Genomic DNA, 20,831 nt, shown 5'->3' with positions numbered 1-20,831 from the left:
CCGGTCGGCCAAATCTATTCTTATGCCTATTCAAAAAGCAAATCCGGCCAAATAAAGCAGCGAACCGAAAGCAGTCGGATTATTTTTTTAAATGGATGTTACTGTAGTTTCATTATAACAAAGCCATGCATTTTAGCCAGCCTTATTCAGACGGCCCGAATGCTTTTTTGACACAGCACAAAAGCCCGCAAAAGCTAGACGTCTGCACCGCAGGCGCATACAATCCAAGCATCCGCCAAATAGGAGCCTTGCCATGAACCACACCGTCGAAACCCTACAAAACCACCGCACCTACCGCCATTTCAAAAGCGGGCTGACACTGCCCGCCGCCGACCTGCAAACCATTATCGACTGCGCCCGCCGGGCACCTTCATGGATGAACGGCCAACACTACAGCATCATCAACATCAGCAACCCCGAATTGCGCGCACAAATCACCGCAATGCAACCGGGCAACCCGCAAATCGGCACATGCAGCACCTATCTGATTTTTATTGCCGACCTGCACCGCGCCGGCCTCGCCAGCCTTGCCGCCGGCGGCAGCTTTACCGCTGCCGGTGAGCCCGACAGCCTGATTACCGCCGTAACCGACACCGCGCTGGCCGCCCAAAACGCCGTTGTCGCCGCCGAAAGCCTGGGCTATGCCACCTGTTTTACCGGCGGCATCCGCACCATCGCACCGCAGCTGGTCGAATTATTGGCACTGCCGGCCAACACCTTTCCGATTGTCGGCCTCTGCATCGGCACACCCGATATCGAAATGGCGCTCAAACCGCGTCTGCCCGAACACACCGTCTACAGCGAAAACCGCTATCCCGATGACACCACCCTTTCAGACGGCCTGGCACAATACGAACAAACCATGACCGCCTTCGGCGAAGCCCGTGAAAAACTGCCCTACCGCGAAAAATTCGCCCGCTATTACAGCAACACCTACGCGCCGAAAAATATCCCGCTGTTGCAAGAAATGGGCTGGCTGACCCGCACCGGCTCAAAAAGCTGAAGCAGGCATTCTGCCCATTCGATTGACAGGTGTATTTTGCCCCTGAAAATGCATCTGCCGCCTTAAAAAGATGATGATAGCGGAATGAAGAAAGAAGTAATACAAAGCAGCAAGCAGTAGACAGCCAACGCCGCAGCACTTCATTTATTCATTTCACTGTATGAATGACCGGAATGCCCCAGGAGCCTGATACCATGAAAAAATTCCACCACATCAGCGGCATCAACGGGCAGTTTGTCAAACTGGAAGGGCGCAACCACTGGCTGCAAACCAACGATCCCGAATGGCGCCCCAAGCGCGCCGATATCGGCTTCAGCCTCAACAGCGAACCGCTTTATGCACTGGCAGCCCCCGAAGCGCCCGCACAGCCCGACAAACTGCTGCGTTTCCGTGAAGAAGCGCAAGCCATCGCCCGTAAAAAACTCGATGCCATGGCGCTCGCCGGCGTGGCAGACAGCCTGCGCTCGGCGCAAGCCGAATATGATTTGGAAAAACTGATTGCCGCCATCGACCATCATCTGCAACAAGACGACCTATTCAAATAACCCTGCCGCGTGAATGAATTTTGTTAACAATAAAGCCCAGCCTTTTTCATACGCGCAGCGCGTAGAATTCAGTTACAATACCACCCTGCTTAACCGATTCAGACGGCCTGCGGTGTTATACAGGCCGTCTGAAACCTGCCCTGTCACACCACCTGTTCAAAGGAACCCGAGCATGTTCTCAAAAAGCGTTACCATCGAAAACTACGACCCCGAGCTGGCCGCAGCCATTGCCGCCGAAGTCGAGCGCCAGCAAGACCACGTTGAGCTGATTGCTTCTGAAAACTACGTCAGCTGCGCCGTTATGGAAGCCCAAGGCAGCCAGCTGACCAACAAATACGCCGAAGGTTATCCGGGCAAACGCTACTACGGCGGCTGCGAACACGTTGATGTCGCCGAGCAGCTGGCCATCGACCGCGTGAAAAAACTCTTCGGCGCCGAATACGCCAACGTACAGCCCCACTCCGGCTCACAAGCCAACCAAGCCGTATACGCCAGCGTGTTGAAACCGGGCGACACCATTCTCGGCATGAGCCTCGCCCACGGCGGCCACCTCACCCACGGCGCATCGGTCAATATTTCCGGCAAGCTCTACAACGCCGTTACCTATGGCCTCGATGAAAACGAAGTGCTGGATTACGCCGAAGTAGAACGCCTGGCCTTGGAACACAAACCGAAAATGATTGTAGCCGGCGCCTCTGCCTATGCCCTGCAAATCGACTGGGCGAAATTCCGCGAAATCGCCGATAAAGTAGGCGCGTATCTGTTTGTCGATATGGCGCACTACGCCGGCTTGGTGGCGGGCGGCGAATACCCCAATCCGGTGCCGTTTGCCGACTTTACCACCACCACCACCCACAAAACCCTGCGCGGCCCGCGCGGCGGCGTGATTTTGTGTCGCGACAACACTCACGAAAAAGCCCTCAATTCCGCCATCTTCCCCAGCCTGCAAGGCGGCCCGCTGATGCACGTGATTGCGGCCAAAGCGGTGGCTTTCAAAGAAGCGCTGCAACCTGAATTCAAAGACTACGCCAAGCAGGTGAAAACCAATGCCGCCGCCATGGCCGAAGAGCTGGTAAAACGCGGCCTGCGCATCATTTCCGGCCGCACCGAGAGCCATGTATTTTTGGTTGACTTGCGCAGCAAAAACATCACCGGTAAAGCTGCTGAAGAAGCTTTGGGCAAAGCGCACATCACCGTCAACAAAAACGCTATCCCCAACGACCCGGAAAAACCGTTTGTTACCTCCGGCATCCGCATCGGCACCGCCGCCATGACCACCCGCGGTTTCAACGAAGCCGATGCCCGCGCGCTGGCCAATCTGGTTGCCGATGTGCTGGAAAACCCGCAAGATGAAGCCACACTGGCGCGCGTTGCAGAAGCCGCCACCGCCCTGTGTGCCAAAAACCCGGTTTACGGCGCATAAACACCGCCCGTAATCATCAAGGCCGTCTGAAACAAAGTTTCAGACGGCCTTTATTTTTTACAGAATCCATTATTGTTGCCGGTGCACTGCATCAGACTCATGCACAAAAGTCAGCTGACAAAGCGGCGAGCCGAAAACAGTATACACGTATGGAGTTGGTTGGCTTGGTGCTTCTTCCAGCTCAGGCGAATCAACGCTGTTAAGTGATTTTTGTGCATAAATATCACATGTCCTCCGGCAACACCCGCGCCCCTTTGGGCAGCTCCAAAGCAGCAATATGCAAAACCTCGGTCACGCCCAAGCCGATCCGGCGGGCGTAATTGCTGTCGTTCATCAGCGATGATGTCTGCCAGCCGTCGATTTCGCCGCTGCGCAGTTTTACCATTACCCGGCCGCGAAAGGTTTCCAGCGTGCCGATGTGGTGTTCCAGCTTGCCCAGTTCATCCATCCATTCGGCACTTTTTGCGGGCATGGCAGCAATGCGGCGGAACAGACACAAGGTTTTAAACAAATGCCTGCGCAAGCGCAAATAATCACGGTAGAGCGATGATTCGGGCTGTTGCAAGTAAAGCTGCATATTTTTTTGCAGGTGTTTGCTGTCTTTCACAATCTCCATCAGCTGCGATACCGCCATATGCGCGGCGGCAAGCTGTTGCTGCTGTTGTGCGCCGTCAATATCCATTTTGCTGATAAAGTCGAGCAGCTCGCTGTATAAAGGTTTGATTTGGCGCTCGTAAATCTGTTGGGCATCCAATTCCAACGGCGCTGCGGGCAAAGGCAGCTCGGGATTTTGCGCTTCATCATGCTGATAAAGCCGCTCGGCAGGAATAAACAACACATGGCAGATGGCCTCCAAACTCAGCGCGCTCAAATGGCGGATTTCCTGAAACACCGCGCGTATGGCCGTATCGCCCGAACGCAGCACGTTGCCGCTTAAATAGCGGGCACGCACTTGCCGGCTGCTGCCCGGCAACAGCTTGTCTTCGCCGGCTTTATCGGGCAGCCACCGTTGCAGCAGCGCTGCCAACATGCCTTGCAGCCGCCAAAACACCGCCAAACCCAACAGGTTAAACAACGTGTGAAACAGCGCCAATTGCAATAGAGGATTCAAACCGACTCCGGCCGCCAACCAAACCACCAGCCGCGTAAGCGGCAGCCACATCAGCAGCGACAACGCCGCCGTAACCACATTAAACAGCAAATGTGCCAGCGCCAGGCGGCGGCCGCTGCGTTCGCTGCCGAGCATGCCCACAAAAGCCGTAGAAATGCTGGAGCCGACATTAGAGCCGATGGCAATGGCAAAGCCCTGCGCCAAGCTGATCTGCCCGCCGGCCAAGGCGGCCAAAGTCAGAATCAGCGTGGCATGTGAAGATTGCAGCACAATCGTCAGCAACAGGCCGATGCCGCTGAAAATGGCCACTTCGGCAATGCCGCTCACCTGTATCGCAGCCAAATCCACTTGGCTGCCCACGGTTTGAAAGCCGTCTTTAATCGCATCAATACCGATAAAAATCAGCGCAATGCCCACCAACACCCGCCCCACCGGTTTGGCTCTGCCTTTAAAAAAACCGGCCAGAATGCCAAACACCAGCATCGGCACCGCCGCCGGGCTCAGGCTGATGCTCTGCCCCGCAGCGGCCAGCAGCCAAATGCCGCTGGTTGCGCCCAGATTGGTGCCCAAAATAACCGCAATACCACCGGCCAAACTGATGAGGCCGGTGCTCAAAAACGCAATGGTCAGCAACGACACCAAAGTGCTCGATTGCAGTATAAACGTCGCCCCCATCCCAAACAGCAGGCCTTTTGCCGGCGTGGCGGTGCTTTTGGCCATCATGCGCTCAAGCGTGCCGCCGGCGGCATTGTGCAACCCCTCTTCAATGCACTGCATGCCGAATAAAAATAAGGCCAGGCCGTAACACAGCTGCAACCACGGCGCGCTATACCAAAAGCTGTAAGCCAGCGCGGCCAGCAGCAGGCCGGCCAAGAGCAGCCTGATGTTGTTTTTCAAGCTTGGTTACCCCGACAGAAATAAAGCGTTTATTCTAACGGCTTTATCCGGCGGCATAAAGCAAATGGCCGTCTGAAAGCCTGAAATCAAAGCGCAGATTTGATGATTTTGGCCGGCACACCGCCCACAACCGTATTGGGCGGCACATCTTTACTCACCACCGCACCGGCGGCCACAATGGCATTTTCCCCCACCGTTACCCCCGGCAAAATCGTGGCACCCGCCCCAATCCAGGCGTTTTTGCGGATAACCACCGGTTTTAAAATCAGCCCCCGCCGCTGTGCCGGATCAGCGGGGTGGTTGACCGTAATGATATTGGCACACGGCCCGAGCAGCACATTGTCTTCCAACGTAATGCCGCCCAAATCTACCAACACCACGCAGGTATTGATAAACACATTTTTGCCGATACGCAAATGGCGGCCGAAATCGCTGTAAAGCGGCAGATTCACCCGCAAACTTTCATCAACAGGCGTTTGCGTGATTTGCGACAGCAGCGCACAAATTTCCGCCGCGCTGCGCGGGCCGCTGCCCAGCTTGGCAATATGCGGCGTATTTTCATCCACAATGCGGTGAATCTCATCATACACAGGGCTGCCGGCGGGAATAAGCTCATTAATCGGAAAAGCATGATTCATATCACAACACTCGCTATACATTAAAAAACTTATGCTAAAATAAAAATAATTTCATGTAAATTTATTAATCACAATTTAATAATTTCCCCAAAAGAAACCATGCTCAATAAACTCGAAGCGCTGAAAGTATTCTGCATCACCGCCGAAACCCTGCAATTCAAAGAAACCGCCAACCGCCTGGCCGTATCGCCGCCGGTGATTACCCGCATCATCGCCGATCTGGAAGACCACTTGGGCGAACCGCTGTTCCAGCGCAACACCCGTCAAATCAAGCTCACTGATTTCGGCGGGCAATTCTTGCCGCAAGCCCAGCAATTATTAGAAGAAAGCGAGCGCCTGTTTACCCCCGCCAAACGCCGCCACACCGATGAAATGGCCGGCCTGGTGCGCATCACCGCGCCCGACATGCCCGATAGCGGCGGCATTCTGGCCGAGCTGCTGCAATCACTCACCCCCTATCCCAGCCTGATTCTCGACTGGCGCTCAGACACCGTGCGCCTGAACGTGGTAGAAGCACAAATCGACATCGGCGTGCGCATCGGCCAGCTTGCCGACAGCCGCCTGATTGCCCGCAAAGTCGGCGAAACCAGCGAAAAAATCGTAGTTGCCCCCGCGCTGTTGGCGCAAACCGGCCACCCGAAAAGCCTCACCGACCTGCAAAAAAACTTCCCGCTCACCGGCGTGCTCGACAACAATACCGGCCGCATCTGGACCTGGTTTATCAACGACAACCTGCAATTCACACCGGCCAAACCTGTTTTTATCGCCAGCGATATCGACACCGCCTTGCAGGCAGCCCTGGCCGGGCGCGCATTCTCCCACCAGCTCGACTGGATGGCCGACCCTCATCTTGCCAACGGCAGCCTGGTGGAAATCTTCGCCGAGATTCCCAAAATCCACTGGCCGGTATACCTTTACCGCCCGCAACGGGTCATCACGCCGACACGGGTAAAAGTGGTGTTTGATTTATTGGTAGAAATCATCGGCAAACGTTTTCAAACCCATTCATAAAAATAATCTGACCGCAGCCCGCCTGAAGCCTTTTATAGGGGGCAACCAAAGGGCTCCGGCAACTCATACCCATTCACGAAAGTAAGCTAACAGCGTTGGCTCGCCTTGCCGTGCTAGGGTGTCCTGTCTTCGGCTCGCCGCCTTGTTAGCTTACTTTCGTGAATGGGTATCAGCTGATTGTTTTTGGAAAATTTTTTAAGGCACACCCATCCGCCGAAAGCAAACCGGCCAACCGGTGATTTTATCAATCGATATGCAAACAGGCCGTCTGAAAGCAATATATTTCAGACGGCCTGTTTGCATATAACAAAATTGCATTTGATGATAACCAAGCATTCTTTCCTTTTTTCAGACGGCCTGTTTAAAGTAGCAGCAAACCAATCACAATATAGTGGAATGAAAAAAGTGGATACCAGGCGGCAAGCCGCAGGCAATACAGCCATGACAAAATCCTACGCAGCAAGGCCGTAGCACTTTTTGATTCATTTCACCATAGCGCCTGCACGCGCCGTATCTATCCAAACAAGGAACCGCCATGACCCAACCGCTGCCGCCCGAAATCGCCGCCTCACTCGCCGTACTTTCCCCCACCCAGCTTGCCTGGCTGTCGGGCTATTGTTGGGCACAAAGCCAGAGCGGCAGCGCAGCAACGGGCTTGGCCGACACCCTGCCCGCTGCGGCAACAGCCGCCGCACCTGCCCGCCGCGTTACCATATTATCCGCATCGCAAACCGGCAACGCCCGCCGCGTGGCTTCAGATTTACTGGTCAAACTGGAGGGCGCCGGCATCAACGCGCGGCTGGTGGCGGCGGCAGATTTCAAAAGTAAAACGCTGCCCGAAGAAGATATCGTGTTGCTGGTCACTTCCACCCAAGGCGAAGGCGAGCCGCCCGAAGAAGCCTTGCCGCTGCATAAATTCCTGTTCGGCAAAAAAGCGCCCGATTTGGGCAAACTGAGCTTTGCCGTGCTGGGTTTGGGCGATTCCAGCTATCCCGATTTTTGTCAGGCAGGCAAAGATTTTGATGCACAATTGGCCAAACTCGGCGCCACCCGTTTACACGATTTGGGCATTTGCGACTTGGATTTCCAAGCCGCCGCCAATACCTGGATCGACAGCGCCGCCGCGGTGGTCGGCAAACTGTGCGCCCAAAGCAGCGTCCCCGTTTCAGACGGCCTCACCACGCCCCCCCCTGCCGCCGCCCCCGCAGCCCAGCTTTACAGCAAAGAAAAACCGTTTGCCGCCAGCCTGTCGGTGCGCCAGAAAATCACCGCACGCCATGCCGAAAAAGATGTCGAACACATCGAAATCGACTTGGCCGGCTCCGGCATCCGCTATCAAACCGGTGACGCACTCGGCATCTGGCCGGTTAATGCCGTCGCGCTGGTAGACGAAATTCTCGCCCTGCACCAATTAAACGGCAACGAAACCGTCAAACTTGCAGACGGCCGCGAAACCGCCGTCCGTGAAGCGCTCGCCCACCATGCCGACATCACCCAAAACACGCCCGCGCTGGTGCAGCAATACGCGGCCTTGAGCGGCAACGCCGATTTGCAGGCCACCGTAGAAAACCATGAAGCGCTGGATGTGTATCTGGCCGCCACGCCGCCGGTGGGCGTGTTTGCCGAATATCCGCACCCCTTGGATGCACAAACCCTGTTCGGCCTCTTCCGCCCGCAAACCCCGCGCCTGTATTCGATTGCCTCGGCGCAAGACGAAGCCGGCGAAGAAGTGCATCTCACCGTGGGCGTGGTGCAGTTCGAACACCACGGCAACCGCTACACCGGCGCGGCTTCCGGCTATATCGGCGGCGCCTTGGAAGAAGGCGGCGAAGTGCGCGTGTTTGTCGAGCCCAATCCGCAATTCCGCCTGCCTGCCAACGGCGACACACCCATCATCATGATTGGCGCCGGCACCGGCATCGCCCCTTTCCGCGCCTTTATGCAGCAGCGCGAGGCCAACGGCGACAACGGCAAAAACTGGCTCGTGTTCGGCAATCAGAAATTCACCGATGATTTTCTCTATCAGGCCGAATGGCTGCAGTACCGCAAAGACGGCCTGCTCACCCGCGCCGATTTGGCCTGGAGCCGCCAAGGTGCAGAAAAAGTGTATGTGCAGCACAAACTCGCTGCCGCCGCTGCCGAAGTATGGGCATGGCTGCAACAAGGCGCGCATATCTATGTGTGCGGCGACGGCACCCGCATGGCCCGAGATGTCGAAAACACCTTGCTCGACATCATTGCCGACAAAGGCAATTTAAGCCGCGACGATGCCGAAGATTATCTTAACGAAATGCGCGAAGACAAACGCTACCAGCGCGATGTGTATTGATGGTTTGGCCGTCTGAAAAAGCTTCAGACGGCCTTTAAAACCTATTCGGCATCCGGCATAAAAAAGATACAGAGGCCGTCTGAACGCATATAACCCAATCGTATTTAAAGATAACCAAGCATTCTTTCCCTTTTTCAGACGGCCTGTTTAAAGTAATGCCATATTAAAACGTATTCACCCAAGGAACGCCCATGACCACCACCGACCCGCGCGCCAAGCTGCCCGATGCGCCGCTTGCCGACAACGAACGCCTCAAAGGCGACAGCCATTATCTCGAAGGCAGCATCAGCGATGATCTTTCAGACGGCCTTTCCGGCGGTTTTCGCGGCGACAATTTCCAACTTATCCGCTTTCACGGCATGTATGAGCAAGACGACCGCGACATCCGCGCCGAACGCGTAGAACAAAAGCTGGAGCCGCTGAAAAACGTGATGCTGCGCTGCCGTCTGCCCGGCGGCATCATCCAGCCCAAACAATGGCTCGGCATCGACCAATTCGCCACCGAGCAAACGCTTTACGGCTCCATCCGCCTCACCAACCGCCAAACCTTCCAATTTCACGGCGTGCTCAAAGACCACATCAAACCGATGCACCAATGGCTCAACGAATTGGGACTGGATTCCATCGCCACCGCCGGCGATGTCAACCGCAACGTATTGTGCACCAGCAATCCCGTAGAATCATCGCTGCACCGCGAAGCCTACGAGTGGGCCAAAAAAATCAGCGAACACCTGCTGCCGAAAACGCTGGCCTACGCCGAAATCTGGCTCGACGGCGAAAAACTGCATTCCACCGAACAATTCGCCGAAGCCACACCGCTGAAAGAAAGCGTGAAAAGCGGCGACAGCACCGAACCTGTGCTCGGCAAAAACTATCTGCCGCGCAAATTCAAAACCACCGTGGTGATTCCCCCGCACAACGATGTCGATTTGCACGCCAACGATTTGAACTTTGTCGCCATCGAAGAAAACGGCAAACTCGCCGGCTTCAACGTCTTGGTGGGCGGCGGCCTTTCGATGGAGCACGGCAACCACGCCACCTACCCCAACACCGCCCGCGAATTCGGCTTTATCGGGCTGGATAAAGTGCTCGACTGCGCCGCCGCCGTGGTTTCGGTGCAGCGCGACTGGGGCAACCGCAGCGACCGCAAAGCCGCCAAAACCCGCTACACCCTCGAGCGCGTGGGCACGCAAGTGTTTATCGAAGAAGTGGAAAAACGCATGGATGCCGCATTCGGCCCCATCCGCCCGTATCAATTCACCACTCGCGGCGACCGCATCGGCTGGGTGCAGGGCGAAGACGGCAACTGGCACCTTACCCTCTTTATCGAAAACGGCCGCCTGCTCGACTATCCCGACCGCGCCCTGAAAACCGGCATGCGCGAAATCGCCAAAGTGCATCAGGGCGACTTCCGCCTCACCGCCAACCAAAACCTGATTGTCGCCAACGTGCCGCCCGCACAAAAAGATGAAATCGAGCAAATCGCCCGCGCCCACGGCCTGATCAGCGATGCCGTTACCCCGCAGCGCGAAAATTCAATGGCCTGCGTGTCGCTGCCCACCTGCCCGCTGGCGATGGCCGAAGCCGAACGTTTTCTGCCGCAGTTTGCCGACAAAATCGATGCCTTGTTTGCCCGACACGGCTTGTCGCAAGAGCACACCGTATTGCGCATCACCGGCTGCCCCAACGGCTGCGGCCGCGCCATGCTGGCCGAAATCGGCCTGGTCGGCAAAGCCGTCGGCCGCTACAACCTCTACGCCGGCGGCAACCGCGAAGGCACCCGCATTCCGCGCCTGTTTCAAGAAAACATCACCGAAGACGAAATTTTGCAGATTTTCGACAACTGGTTTGCCGACTGGGCGCAACACCGCACCGCCGGCGAAGGCTTCGGTGATTTTGCCGTGCGCACCGGCATTGTGAAACCCGTGCTCGATGCACCGAGGGATTTTTGGCTGGCAGAAGCCTGATTTTGAACAGACAAGATACCGTTAGAAACACCCTTGTTTAGGGCTTAATATAGATAAGGCCGTCTGAAATCGATTGTTCAGACGGCCTTTATCATAAAATTCAAATAATGCCCATTCATAAAAACAAGCCGATCGGGCAAGCCACCGTCAGATTATTTTTGTGCATGAATATCAACATCATGCGCTTGAATATCATAAACTTGAATATTCAGCTGCACCATTCCCCCGCCTTTGCGGGAGAGAGTCAGGATGCCCTTTTTTGGGAAAAATGCTCAAAAACCCACACGAGCGGTATTTACCCGCAAACCATATAACCAAACCGTATTTGCATACAACCAAGCATTCTTTCTCTTTTTCAGACGGCCTCGGTAAAGTATAACCATTAAACTTCATTACCTTATCCACAAGGAACGCATCATGCCTGCTCCCCGTCCGCTTTCATTTGCCGCCTTGTTCGGCACCGTGCTGGCACTCGCCGCCTGCTCGCCGGCCGACAAATCCGCCGCCACCGCCCAATCCGCTTCCGACAGCACCACCGCAGCCGCCGGCACCGTCAAACTGCTCAACGTGTCTTACGATGTGGCGCGCGATTTTTATAAAGACTACAATCCGCTATTTGCCAAAGAATACGCCGCCAAACACCCCGGCAGCAGCATCGAAATCCAACAGTCGCACGGCGGTTCGAGCAAGCAGGCGCTGGCCGTAGCCAATGGTTTGCAGGCCGATGTGGTCACCATGAACCAGCTTTCCGACATCGAATTATTAGAACAAAAAGGCCTGGTGGCCGACAACTGGAGCACACGCCTGCCCGATAACGCCGTGCCGTTTACCAGCACCACCGTCTTTCTGGTGCGCAAAGGCAACCCGCAGCAAGTGCGCGACTGGGCCGATTTAACCAAAGACAATTTGAAAATCGTGATTGCCAACCCGAAAACCACCGGCAACGGCCGCTATGCCTTTTTGGGCGCTTACGGCTACGCGCTCAATGCCCACAACGGCGATGAAAACCAAGCCAACGAATTTGCCCGCAAGCTGCTGGCCAATGTGCCGGTGTTTGAAAACGGCGGCCGCGCAGCCACCACCACCTTTACCCAACGCAACATCGGCGATGTGCTGATTACCTTTGAAAACGAAGCCAACCACGTCAGCCGCGTGCTCGCCCCCGACCAGTTTGAAATCGTGTATCCGAGCTACACCATTCTTTCCGAAAGCCCCGTAGCTGTGGTCGACAGCGTGACCGATAAAAAAGGCACCCGCGAAGCTGCCACCGAATACCTGCAATATCTGTGGAGCGAACCGGCGCAAGAGCTGGCCGCCAAACTCTATCTGCGCCCGCGCAACCCCGAAGTTTTGGCCAAACACAGCAATGATTTTCCGCAAATCGCCACCTTCCGCCCCACCGACACCTTCGGCCCCTGGAGCGATATTATGAAAAAATACTTTGCCGACGGCGGCCTGGTTGATCAGCTGAGCCCGAAAAAATAAACCTTGAGCAGCTGCTCACAACAGTAAGCGAATGTGCATTCGGGATAAGATAATCCGTGAGCGATACTGCTTTCCTCATTCCATTATAGGCATCAGCCGCCTGCATTGATTTAAGATGAGACAAAGGCCGTCTGAATTCTATTCCCTTCTCTTGCCGACGGGGAAGGGTCAGAATGGGGATAAAGCAGCATCAAGCGCCTGAAAACCTGTGTAGTGCTTTACCGCCGCCAGCCAGCTTGCCGGGGTTTGAAACTGCATCTCGCCGTTTTCCAGCGCCACCGCCACCTGTGTGGTTGAGGCTTTGGTCAGCTTTTGGCCGCTTACGGCATCACTGATGGTGTAGTCGATGCGCAGGCAGCTGTCGATTTCCACCACCGCCAAATCCACATAGATTTTCTGGCCGAAGCGGGCGGGTTTTACATATTTCAAATTGAGCTGCACCACCGGCCAACTGTAGCCTTGCCGCCCCATCTCATTGTAGTCGTAGCCGATTTCTGCCAAAAAAGCGCAGCGGGCGATTTCAAGATATTTCACATAATGGCCGTGCCAAACGATGTGCATGGCATCGACATCAAAAAACGGCACTTCGATTTCGGTGCGGTGGCGGCAATAAACGTGTTTAGCCATTGTGGTCATTCCAAAAATCGTAAAAATTAAACCATTGCAAAGGCGCGGCGGCACACTCTTCGGCCAGGCGGTCGGCAAATGCTTGCGCGGCGGCGGCCACGGCAGCGGTGCGCTTGCCGCGCGGCCAATCGGTGCTGTTGAGAAAACGATTCAGCTTCAAATGGTAACGCCCGTTTTTTTTGATGCAAAACAGCGTGTTCACCCGCGTTTTCAATAATCCCGCCAGCAGCCACGCCCCTTGCGGCAGCCGGGTCTGTGCTCCCAAAAATTCTACCGCCACGGTTTTCTCGCCGCGCACCGGCACGCGGTCGGCAGCAACGGCCAGCCATTCGCCCGCTTCGATACGCGCGTTTAAATCCATCATCAGCGCGGCATCCAAATCGGCCACCTGAATCAATTGGATGCGGTCGGCACCGGCTTTTATCAGTGCTTCATTAAACGCTTCGGCATGGCGGCTGTGTACCAACACATTCAGCCTAAACCCCTGATGGTGCGATACCAACGCACGGCAGATTTCAACATTGCCCAAGTGCGAACACACAAAAATCTGCCCGCGCCCGCCGGGGTTGTCCATATCGGCATACACATCATCTGGGTCGTGCAGTTGCAAATCTTGATAGCTGATTTTGTGCTGCCACACGGCAAAGCGGTCGCACACCGCCTGCCCGAATGCGGTAAACTGCTGCAACACCGGCAGGCGGCGCGGCAGCGGCGCATCGGGAAAGGCCGCACGCAGCCGCTCTTGATAACGGGCAATATGGCGGCGCGGCTTGGGCGCGGTTATATAGAAATACAGCACCACAAACCAGATGCACGGGTTCATCAGCCACGGCGGCAAATGGCGCACCATCAGCGTGGTGAGGCCGAGAAACAGGCGGTTGCCGCGCTCTTGCTGTACCGCCCAGTGGTTGGCTTTTGCATTCATGCGTTCAGACGGCCTCATCAACGAGATGCTTAAAATATATAATCAGCATGTTTTCCCTAAAATACGGATGATCTTCATCCGATGATTCACTGCCCGCCACACGGCGCGAGCTGCTGCAAGGCTTCGGCATGATTCAGGCAGCGGCGCTCAGCGGCAAGCAGCCAAGCCGCACAAGATGGTTTGAATATTTATCCGTTGTCTTTTTTCATGATTCGGCTCATATCGGCAAACATTTTTCAGACGGCCTTACCGCCGCCAACGCCCGCTCAGCCGCCGCGCCAGCATTTCGAAAAACAGCCGCGCGTGCATTTTGCTGATGCGCACATTATCGCCCCATGCATCAAAATGCGAAATACCGTCTGAAGTATAGCGCACCGGTGTTTTAATCCAGCGCACGGCCACGCCGCGCCAATACAGGCGGATGAGGATTTCGGTGTCGAAATCCATGCGCCCGCCCACGTTTTCTTCGCGCACCACCGCCAGCGCCGATGCTGCGGGATAGAGCCTGAAACCGCACATGCCGTCTTTGATGTCGGTGGAACCGGTGTTGACCATGTTCCAAAAATCGGTGATTTTGCGGCCATACAGGCGTGATTTCGGGGCATCGCTGCCATATTGCGGCCAGCCGCATATCAGCGCCTGCGGTTCGGCGGCGGCGGCCTGCATCAGCTTTTGCGCATCGGGCAAATGGTGTTGGGCATCGGCATCCACCTGCAAAACATGCGTGTAGCCGTGTTGTTCGGCATATTTCAAACCGCTTTTTACCGCGGCGCCCTTACCGCCGTTAGCCGTGCGGTAAAGCACATTGATGCCGTCTGAACCGGCCAAATTATCTAATACCGGCTTGCAGTCTGCGCCCGAGCCGTCATCCACAATCAATACATCCAAACCGAAACCGCGCATGGCGGCGGCCACTTTGCCGACCGTGGCGGTGTGGCGGTAGTGGGGAATCAGCGCTAATGTTTTCATTTTGTTGTCCATACCCGATATTTCAGACGGCCTCTTGCCGCTCAAACCTGCCAAACACCAACCGCCCCGATGCGCACACTGCTGCCCCGTTTTCCAGCTTAAACGTGAGTTTGTTTTTATCGGCATCGTAGTTCAACTGCACGCGGATTTCATCGTGCGGACGCAAAAACTGCTGATATTTGAGATTTTCCACCCGCACAATGCTTTGCCGCCCCCACACGAAACGCGCCGCCAAATCTCGCACCCATTGCAGCTCGACCACGCCGGGCACCAGCGGAAACGTGGCAAAATGGCCGCCGAAATACACCAAATCCAGCGGCACGCGGCTGTATATCTGCCATTCGTTGGCGGCAGTTTGCACCATTTCAAACGGCCATTCAGGCGCGGTTTGGGTTTGGGTAAAGGCCGTCTGAAAATCAGCGGCAGCGATTTTGGCTTGGGCATTGCGCGGCAACTCTGCGGCAAAACGCCAATAGCGCGGCACGGCGATGGGGTCTTGCGTTTGCGCCAAATGTTTTTTCAATGCTGCCACAACGGCAGCGCGGCCTTGTTCGCGCAAGGCATTGATGCCCGCTGCGTTTAATGCCAGCCAGGCAGCCAGGCGTTTGTATTGCGGATGCAGGCCGCAACAGGCATCGGCCACCCACCGATGTGCCAGCAAATCATGCTCGATTTGCACCAACGATACACGTTTGTCTTCAAATTTGATGATACGGTCGCTGCGCCCGAGCAGGATAAAACCGCCGTTTTGCGTTTCAATCATATCGGCAGTTTGCTGACGGCCGCCGCTCCACGGCGACTGTGCCCACAATGCCCCCTCTGCATTCTGGCCGATTTCCACCGCGGCAAACGGCCGCCACAAACCGCTGCCGCTGCGCTGCGCAATCACGCCGGTTTCGGTGCTGCCGTAAATTTCAGACGGCATCACCGCATGATGCGCCAACAATGCCGCTGTGGCTTCGGGCAATGCACCGCCCGCCGACAAAATACCGCGCAACAGCGGCCGCACCGCCGCCCAGTTGCGCGCTTCGCCCATGCGGTTGAGCAGCGCCGGGCTGGTCATCCACACCACATTTTTATGCGCCGCCGTGGCCGCCAGCAGCGTTTCGGGGTAAACATATTGCTCGCGCGCCATCGGCCACCCCGCCACCAGCGACACGGCAAAGCGGAAGGTAAAGCCGTATAGATGCTGCGGGCTGACGCTGCCCACCGCTACCGTGCGCCCGACCTCACCGCAATCGGCAAACGGCAGAAAATCCGCCAGCGCCGCCGCTTCTGCCTGCATCTGCGCCAAGGTTTTCACCACCACTTGCGCTGCGCCGCCGGAGCCGGATGTTTTCAACCATGCCTCGGCGTTTTCATGCAAACGCCAATTTTGCGCATCAGTTTGGTATTCAGACGGCATGGTTTTTATTAATTCATCTATCGCCCATACGCTAAGGCCGTCTGAAACGCCCGCCAATGTTTGAGATGCCGCATCTGCCAGCCACACATCCGCTGCGCCATTTGCCCAGGCAATATTTTCCGCCGCCAAATTCGACGGCAACACCACCCGCACCCCGGCATGCCACGCCGCCAACACTGCACAAGCAAACCATGCCGCATCATCAAACCACAGCGCCGCCGTGCGCACGCCTGCTGCTTTCAGACGGCCAGACAGGTAATCGGCGGCACGGTTGAAATCGGCGCGTTTCCAATCAGGATTGACGGCGATTAAGTCGTTTGGATTCAGGTCGGGAGAGAGGATTTCAGTGAGTTTGGACATGGAAGTTACTATTTTGACTTTCAGTTATCAATCAGATGAGTGGCTCTATAGCAGAATGGAAGAAAGAAGTAATACAAGGCAGCAAGCCGCAGACAGGATCCTAAAACGAATTATCCAAGCTGCTGCCTTGTAGAGCCGCATTAAAGTTTCAACACCACTTTCCGATAAACCCACTCGCCGCCCATCAGCAACCCCATCAATACATAAGCAATTATACCGGTGTAAATCATCCACCAATCATGCAGTTGCCGCCACGCCAACAACGCAGCAATCGCGCCGTTTAAAATAAAAAACACGCACCAAATCTGCGTCACACGGCGGGTGTAGCGCACGCCTTCGGGCGGCAAATCAGGGTGTTGCAAACGGGCGAGACGCTCAATCAGGCTTTGTTTTGCCGGCAGACTGCCGCCGAACAACGCCAACATCAGCAGATTTACCCACACGGGATACCAATACATGCTCTGCGGCAGCCGCAGCAGCAATACGGCGGCGAAAAAAGCCGCCAATATCAGCGCCACGATGCGCTGCCCGCGCCGGCGCTGCATGGCCGCACGCAGCAGCCACAAGCCGCACATCAGCGCGGCGAGCCAGTAAAAAGCGCCGTTGTCGCGGCCGAAATACCACAACAAGGGATAGGCCGCGCTCAACAGCGCCAACAATATCTGCCCGGCGAGGCGCACTTATTCGGCCGCCGCCGCATCTTTGCGCAACACCGCCTGCACCACGTCTTCTACGGTGCGCACGCTGCGGAAATCTTCCGCCAACAGCTTGCGGCCGGTTTGGCGTTTGATGTAGTCGATTAAATCAATGGCATCGATGCTGTCGATTTCCAAGTCTTCATAAAGATTGGTCTCAGGCGTGATGCGTTCCGGCTCGATTTCAAACAGGTTGACCAGCGCATCGGTGAGGATTTGGCGGATTTCGTTCTCAGTCATCACTCGCTCCTTATGCCTGCTTGCTGCGGATAAAATCGGCCAGAGTCTGCACGCTGGCAAAGTGGTCGCGCAGGTTTTCTTTTTCGCCGTCCATTTGGAAACCGAAGGTTTTTTGCACCGCCAGCCCCAGCTCCAGCGCATCAACCGAATCCAAGCCGAGGCCGTTGTCGCCGAACAGCGGCGCATCGGTTTCGATATCGGCTTCTGTGATGTCTTCCAGCCCCAGGCTGTCGATGATTAATTGTTTGATTTGGCTTTCTAAATTCATGTTGTTTCCCGTGTAAAATAGTTTTGCAGATGTTCGTTCAAACGCCGCGCGGCAATCGGCAGCGGCTTTTCGGCGAGCCAGCTTTGCGGGGCGATATCATCGCCCACAGTGATTTCGTAATGCACTTTGTGCGGCGGAATTTTATACCACGGCTGGCCTTTTTTGAAATTCGGCGGGGTCATTTTAATCACCACCGGCGTGATGACCGCCGCGCTGCGCAAGCCGATGGAAACAGCGCCGCGGTGCAGTTTCACCTGCCCGTCCCACCCTGTGCGCGTGCCCTCGGGGAAAATCAGCAGGCTCTGCCCGCCCTTGAGCACCGCATCCACTTCGTCCATCATCTCCAGCGATTCATCGTTGGGAATAAAACCGCAGGCGAGAATCGGGCTTTTCATGGCCGGATTGTGCAGCAAATCTTTTTTAACGATGCAGTTGAGCTGCGGCACATGGCTGAGCAGCAATACCACATCCAGCAGCGAAGGATGGTTGGCCAACACCAGCTGCCCCGGCCTGCCTAATTTTTCCAAGCCGTTAAACTTCACGCTCAACACGCCCGCCCCCAACAGATAGCGCACAAAAAAGCGCCAGATTGCGCCCACCAGCCGCCGCGCCTGCAACTGCCGCGCCACATCGCCGCGCGTGCTTTTGAGCGTGTAAGGCAGCAGCACCGGCTTGAACAACACACCGGCCACGCCGAACAACACAAAGCCAAACGCCGTTGCCAGCAGGCGGCGCAGATAATTAAGCCTGCGCATCTTGTTTCTGCCACAGCCAACGGCGCTTGCCGTAATTTTGCACATGCTCAAGGCCGTCTGAACACATAAACCGTATCCAATCGAGTGCGCCCCAATAATGATTCATCAGGCCGTCTGAAACCGTTTCAGACGGCATCAGCGACAAACGGTACTCATCTCCGCGCATCACCACCATGGCCAGCGCATACGGCCACGGCGCGCGCACGGCATCCGCCGCATAATCGGCTTGCAAAGGCTCGTCTGCCGACACCACCAGCACCCGCGGCGCACCTTCCTGCAATAAAGCATAGGCTTCGGCCAAAGCATGTTCCAAACCGTCGCCACACACCGCCAATGCGGTATGTTCGCTCATATCGCCGCGCAACATCGACCACTGCCCGGCCAGCGCATTGTGCACCGACAAACCAAACGAAGTCGGCGACACCGTATGCTCGCGCAACAAACTTAGCCACAGCTCGAAGCTGCGGTTGATTTCGCCGTCGTGCGAAACATAAACCAAAGGCGCATCGGGAAACTGCCCGGCCAAATTCCAAGCCGCATCGAGCACCAAGCGCGCCGGCACACCCAAGCGCCGCCGCTGCATGGCCGGTAAAAACGGCAACGCCGGCTTGTAATCGGGCAAGTTATCGGCACAAGCCGCATCGGCCGCCCAGGCGCGCCACTGCCCCTCGTCTGCCATACGGCTGCCGACCGCACGCCAAGCGGCCACACTGAAAGAAAAATAAAGATTATCCATGCCGCCCGCATTGATTGATATATAACCGCAGAAAAGGCTGGCAACAGCCCTGCCCGTATTGCCGGCCTGCATCATGCCGCAGCCGTATCATACCCATTCACAAAAACAATCTAACGGCGTTGGCTTGCCTGAGCTCGAAGAAAACCGGTTTCGCTAAGGCGCTGAAGCACCAAGTCAACCGGCCCATGCTTGGGCACTCTAGGGTATCCTGTCTTCGGCCCGCCGCCTGGTTAACTTATTTTTGTGAATGGGCATAACAAACACTTATCAAAAAACCTGTATTCTTTCCCATTTTATCTTGCTTTACATATTTTACCAAACATTAGTTGAAGAAAACTCAGCCGGCCGCCAGAGAAAATTTACGGTTTTCCTATAAAAAACAAAAACATCTACCACCCATATTTACAATCAATCCGCTCCGTTGCCGGCAAAACCCGATTCGCCCAACCAATCGCGTGGGCGTAGATAATCGTTTAACTTTGCTTCCGGCGAACCGGGCTGCGGTTGATAACAATACTCGAAACGCACCAGCGGCGGCATCGACATCAAAATGCTTTCCGTGCGCCCGCCGCTTTGCAGGCCGAACAGCGTGCCGCGGTCCCACACCAGATTGAATTCCACATAACGCCCGCGCCGGTAAAGCTGGAAATCGCGCTCGCGCCCGCCGTAAGGCAGGGTTTTGCGGCGGGCCACAATCGGCGCATAAGCCTCAACATAACCAGCGCCCACTGCGCGGATAAAGTTGAGGCAGGTGTTGAAATCCCAGCGGTTTAAATCGTCAAAAAACAAGCCGCCCACGCCGCGCGTTTCGTTGCGGTGTTTGAGATAAAAATAATCGTCGCACCATGTTTTATATTCTTCATACACGCCTTCGCCAAACGGCGCGCACAGATCGCTTGCGGTTTGGTGCCAATGCACGATGTCTTCGTCAAACGGATAAAACGGCGTTAAATCAAAGCCGCCGCCAAACCACCATACCGGCGCCTTACCCTCTGGATAGGCAATAAAAAAGCGCACATTGGCATGGCTGGTGGGCACATACGGGTTATGCGGATGAATCACCAGCGAGACGCCCATCGCTTCAAACGGCGCCCCCGCCAGCTCGGGGCGGTGTGCCGTGGCCGAAACCGGCATGGCAGCGCCTTTCACATGCGAAAAATTTACCCCGGCCTGCTCGAATACCGCGCCCTGTTTCAACACGCGGCTCTCACCCGTGCCGAGCCTGCTCTGCCATTCGTCTGCAACAAAATGCGCCCCCCCGCCCTCTTGTGCTTCCAGCGCGGCGCAGATGTGGTTTTGCAATGATTTCAATACAGATAACACAGCTTCGGTGTTCGGCATGACGGCTTTCCTTTTTGATGGGATGTTCAGACGGCCTATTATAAGGCCGTCTGAAGCAGATACATATAAAAAAGCCGTTTGAATGCCGCTCAAAACAAACA

At 55.8% G+C, this 20,831-nt stretch carries 19 protein-coding genes; 7 read left to right on the top strand and 12 right to left on the bottom strand.

Annotated elements, in window-relative coordinates; translation table 11 throughout:
• The first annotated feature begins 253 nt into the window (after window positions 1–253).
• The 3 genes from LVJ83_RS06975 to glyA all read left to right on the top strand — a co-directional run bounded on the left by LVJ83_RS06975 (window position 254) and on the right by glyA (window position 2,971).
• A complete protein-coding gene (locus LVJ83_RS06975) occupies window positions 254–1,003 on the top strand; it encodes a nitroreductase family protein (RefSeq protein WP_244783805.1) in 750 nt (249 codons plus the stop codon).
• 194 nt (window positions 1,004–1,197) lie between these two features.
• Window positions 1,198–1,548 carry a hypothetical protein gene (locus tag LVJ83_RS06970; protein WP_244783804.1) on the top strand — a complete coding sequence of 117 codons (351 nt, stop codon included), beginning with the start codon at window positions 1,198–1,200 and terminating at the stop codon, window positions 1,546–1,548.
• Window positions 1,549–1,720: 172 nt separating this feature from the next.
• Window positions 1,721–2,971 carry a serine hydroxymethyltransferase gene (gene glyA / locus LVJ83_RS06965; RefSeq protein ID WP_244783803.1) on the top strand — a complete coding sequence of 417 codons (1,251 nt, stop codon included), beginning with the start codon at window positions 1,721–1,723 and terminating at the stop codon, window positions 2,969–2,971.
• A gap of 223 nt (window positions 2,972–3,194) precedes the next feature.
• Here glyA and LVJ83_RS06960 read toward each other — a convergent pair whose 3' ends face one another.
• Together LVJ83_RS06960 and LVJ83_RS13580 are read right to left on the bottom strand one after the other, a co-directional pair.
• Window positions 3,195–4,979, bottom strand: a complete 1,785-nt coding sequence (locus LVJ83_RS06960; RefSeq protein WP_244783802.1) for a Na/Pi cotransporter family protein — start codon at window positions 4,977–4,979, stop codon at window positions 3,195–3,197.
• Window positions 4,980–5,065: 86 nt separating this feature from the next.
• Window positions 5,066–5,617, bottom strand: a complete 552-nt coding sequence (locus tag LVJ83_RS13580; RefSeq protein ID WP_280515208.1) for a DapH/DapD/GlmU-related protein — start codon at window positions 5,615–5,617, stop codon at window positions 5,066–5,068.
• Between the two features lie 99 nt (window positions 5,618–5,716).
• Here LVJ83_RS13580 and LVJ83_RS06950 point away from each other — a divergent pair, with 99 nt between their 5' ends.
• From LVJ83_RS06950 to LVJ83_RS06935, 4 genes are all read left to right on the top strand, one after another.
• A complete protein-coding gene (locus LVJ83_RS06950; protein WP_244783801.1) occupies window positions 5,717–6,628 on the top strand; it encodes a LysR family transcriptional regulator in 912 nt (303 codons plus the stop codon).
• A gap of 535 nt (window positions 6,629–7,163) precedes the next feature.
• Window positions 7,164–8,957 (top strand): assimilatory sulfite reductase (NADPH) flavoprotein subunit, encoded by a 1,794-nt coding sequence (locus LVJ83_RS06945; protein ID WP_244783800.1) that lies wholly within the window; start codon window positions 7,164–7,166, stop codon window positions 8,955–8,957.
• A 191-nt stretch (window positions 8,958–9,148) separates the two neighbouring features.
• The gene (gene cysI, locus LVJ83_RS06940) at window positions 9,149–10,924 is read left to right on the top strand and encodes an assimilatory sulfite reductase (NADPH) hemoprotein subunit (protein ID WP_244783799.1); all 1,776 of its coding nucleotides are present in this window, start codon (window positions 9,149–9,151) and stop codon (window positions 10,922–10,924) included.
• A 417-nt stretch (window positions 10,925–11,341) separates the two neighbouring features.
• Window positions 11,342–12,409: a sulfate ABC transporter substrate-binding protein gene (locus LVJ83_RS06935; protein ID WP_244783798.1), complete on the top strand. Its 1,068-nt coding sequence runs from the start codon at window positions 11,342–11,344 to the stop codon at window positions 12,407–12,409.
• A gap of 168 nt (window positions 12,410–12,577) precedes the next feature.
• Here the strand turns inward: LVJ83_RS06935 and LVJ83_RS06930 are convergent, their stop codons facing one another.
• The 10 genes from LVJ83_RS06930 to hemF all read right to left on the bottom strand — a co-directional run bounded on the left by LVJ83_RS06930 (window position 12,578) and on the right by hemF (window position 20,730).
• Window positions 12,578–13,036 (bottom strand): acyl-CoA thioesterase, encoded by a 459-nt coding sequence (locus LVJ83_RS06930; RefSeq protein ID WP_244783797.1) that lies wholly within the window; start codon window positions 13,034–13,036, stop codon window positions 12,578–12,580.
• Complete coding sequence (locus LVJ83_RS06925; RefSeq protein WP_244787686.1) at window positions 13,029–13,961, bottom strand: lysophospholipid acyltransferase family protein; 933 nt, start codon at window positions 13,959–13,961, stop codon at window positions 13,029–13,031. Before LVJ83_RS06925 ends, LVJ83_RS06930 begins: the two co-directional genes overlap by 8 nt.
• A 246-nt stretch (window positions 13,962–14,207) precedes the next feature.
• Complete coding sequence (locus tag LVJ83_RS06920) at window positions 14,208–14,930, bottom strand: glycosyltransferase family 2 protein (RefSeq protein WP_244783796.1); 723 nt, start codon at window positions 14,928–14,930, stop codon at window positions 14,208–14,210.
• 22 nt (window positions 14,931–14,952) lie between these two features.
• Window positions 14,953–16,695, bottom strand: a complete 1,743-nt coding sequence (locus tag LVJ83_RS06915; RefSeq protein ID WP_244783795.1) for an ApeI family dehydratase — start codon at window positions 16,693–16,695, stop codon at window positions 14,953–14,955.
• Window positions 16,696–16,835: 140 nt separating this feature from the next.
• Complete coding sequence (locus LVJ83_RS06910) at window positions 16,836–17,375, bottom strand: COG4648 family protein (RefSeq protein ID WP_244783794.1); 540 nt, start codon at window positions 17,373–17,375, stop codon at window positions 16,836–16,838.
• Entirely contained in the window at window positions 17,376–17,630 is a 255-nt protein-coding gene (locus LVJ83_RS06905; RefSeq protein WP_244783793.1) for an acyl carrier protein, read from the bottom strand.
• 10 nt (window positions 17,631–17,640) lie between these two features.
• Window positions 17,641–17,898, bottom strand: coding sequence for a phosphopantetheine-binding protein (locus LVJ83_RS06900; RefSeq protein ID WP_244783792.1), 258 nt, complete (start codon window positions 17,896–17,898; stop codon window positions 17,641–17,643).
• Window positions 17,895–18,653, bottom strand: coding sequence for a lysophospholipid acyltransferase family protein (locus LVJ83_RS06895; RefSeq protein WP_244783791.1), 759 nt, complete (start codon window positions 18,651–18,653; stop codon window positions 17,895–17,897). The genes LVJ83_RS06900 and LVJ83_RS06895 overlap by 4 nt, the downstream gene beginning before the upstream one ends.
• A complete protein-coding gene (locus LVJ83_RS06890) occupies window positions 18,640–19,389 on the bottom strand; it encodes a beta-ketoacyl synthase chain length factor (RefSeq protein WP_244783790.1) in 750 nt (249 codons plus the stop codon). The genes LVJ83_RS06895 and LVJ83_RS06890 overlap by 14 nt, the downstream gene beginning before the upstream one ends.
• Before the next feature lie 408 nt (window positions 19,390–19,797).
• Window positions 19,798–20,730 carry an oxygen-dependent coproporphyrinogen oxidase gene (hemF, locus tag LVJ83_RS06885; RefSeq protein WP_244783789.1) on the bottom strand — a complete coding sequence of 311 codons (933 nt, stop codon included), beginning with the start codon at window positions 20,728–20,730 and terminating at the stop codon, window positions 19,798–19,800.
• Window positions 20,731–20,831: the final 101 nt, after the last annotated feature.

The organism is Uruburuella testudinis (assembly GCF_022870865.1).
Taxonomy (GTDB): domain Bacteria; phylum Pseudomonadota; class Gammaproteobacteria; order Burkholderiales; family Neisseriaceae; genus Neisseria; species Neisseria testudinis.
Note: the sequence above shows the minus strand (reverse complement) of the source record. Positions and strands in the feature narration are given on the sequence as shown.

Coding starts and splice junctions, on each gene's coding strand:
- LVJ83_RS06975 (WP_244783805.1), top strand. CDS start 254: ATGAACCACACCGTCGAAACCCTACAAAACCACCGCACCTACCGCCAT.
- LVJ83_RS06970 (WP_244783804.1), top strand. CDS start 1,198: ATGAAAAAATTCCACCACATCAGCGGCATCAACGGGCAGTTTGTCAAA.
- glyA (WP_244783803.1), top strand. CDS start 1,721: ATGTTCTCAAAAAGCGTTACCATCGAAAACTACGACCCCGAGCTGGCC.
- LVJ83_RS13580 (WP_280515208.1), bottom strand. CDS start 5,617: ATGAATCATGCTTTTCCGATTAATGAGCTTATTCCCGCCGGCAGCCCT.
- LVJ83_RS06950 (WP_244783801.1), top strand. CDS start 5,717: ATGCTCAATAAACTCGAAGCGCTGAAAGTATTCTGCATCACCGCCGAA.
- LVJ83_RS06945 (WP_244783800.1), top strand. CDS start 7,164: ATGACCCAACCGCTGCCGCCCGAAATCGCCGCCTCACTCGCCGTACTT.
- cysI (WP_244783799.1), top strand. CDS start 9,149: ATGACCACCACCGACCCGCGCGCCAAGCTGCCCGATGCGCCGCTTGCC.
- LVJ83_RS06935 (WP_244783798.1), top strand. CDS start 11,342: ATGCCTGCTCCCCGTCCGCTTTCATTTGCCGCCTTGTTCGGCACCGTG.
- LVJ83_RS06930 (WP_244783797.1), bottom strand. CDS start 13,036: ATGGCTAAACACGTTTATTGCCGCCACCGCACCGAAATCGAAGTGCCG.
- LVJ83_RS06925 (WP_244787686.1), bottom strand. CDS start 13,961: ATGAATGCAAAAGCCAACCACTGGGCGGTACAGCAAGAGCGCGGCAAC.
- LVJ83_RS06920 (WP_244783796.1), bottom strand. CDS start 14,930: ATGAAAACATTAGCGCTGATTCCCCACTACCGCCACACCGCCACGGTC.
- LVJ83_RS06915 (WP_244783795.1), bottom strand. CDS start 16,695: ATGTCCAAACTCACTGAAATCCTCTCTCCCGACCTGAATCCAAACGAC.
- LVJ83_RS06905 (WP_244783793.1), bottom strand. CDS start 17,630: ATGACTGAGAACGAAATCCGCCAAATCCTCACCGATGCGCTGGTCAAC.
- LVJ83_RS06900 (WP_244783792.1), bottom strand. CDS start 17,898: ATGAATTTAGAAAGCCAAATCAAACAATTAATCATCGACAGCCTGGGG.
- LVJ83_RS06895 (WP_244783791.1), bottom strand. CDS start 18,653: ATGCGCAGGCTTAATTATCTGCGCCGCCTGCTGGCAACGGCGTTTGGC.
- LVJ83_RS06890 (WP_244783790.1), bottom strand. CDS start 19,389: ATGGATAATCTTTATTTTTCTTTCAGTGTGGCCGCTTGGCGTGCGGTC.
- hemF (WP_244783789.1), bottom strand. CDS start 20,730: ATGCCGAACACCGAAGCTGTGTTATCTGTATTGAAATCATTGCAAAAC.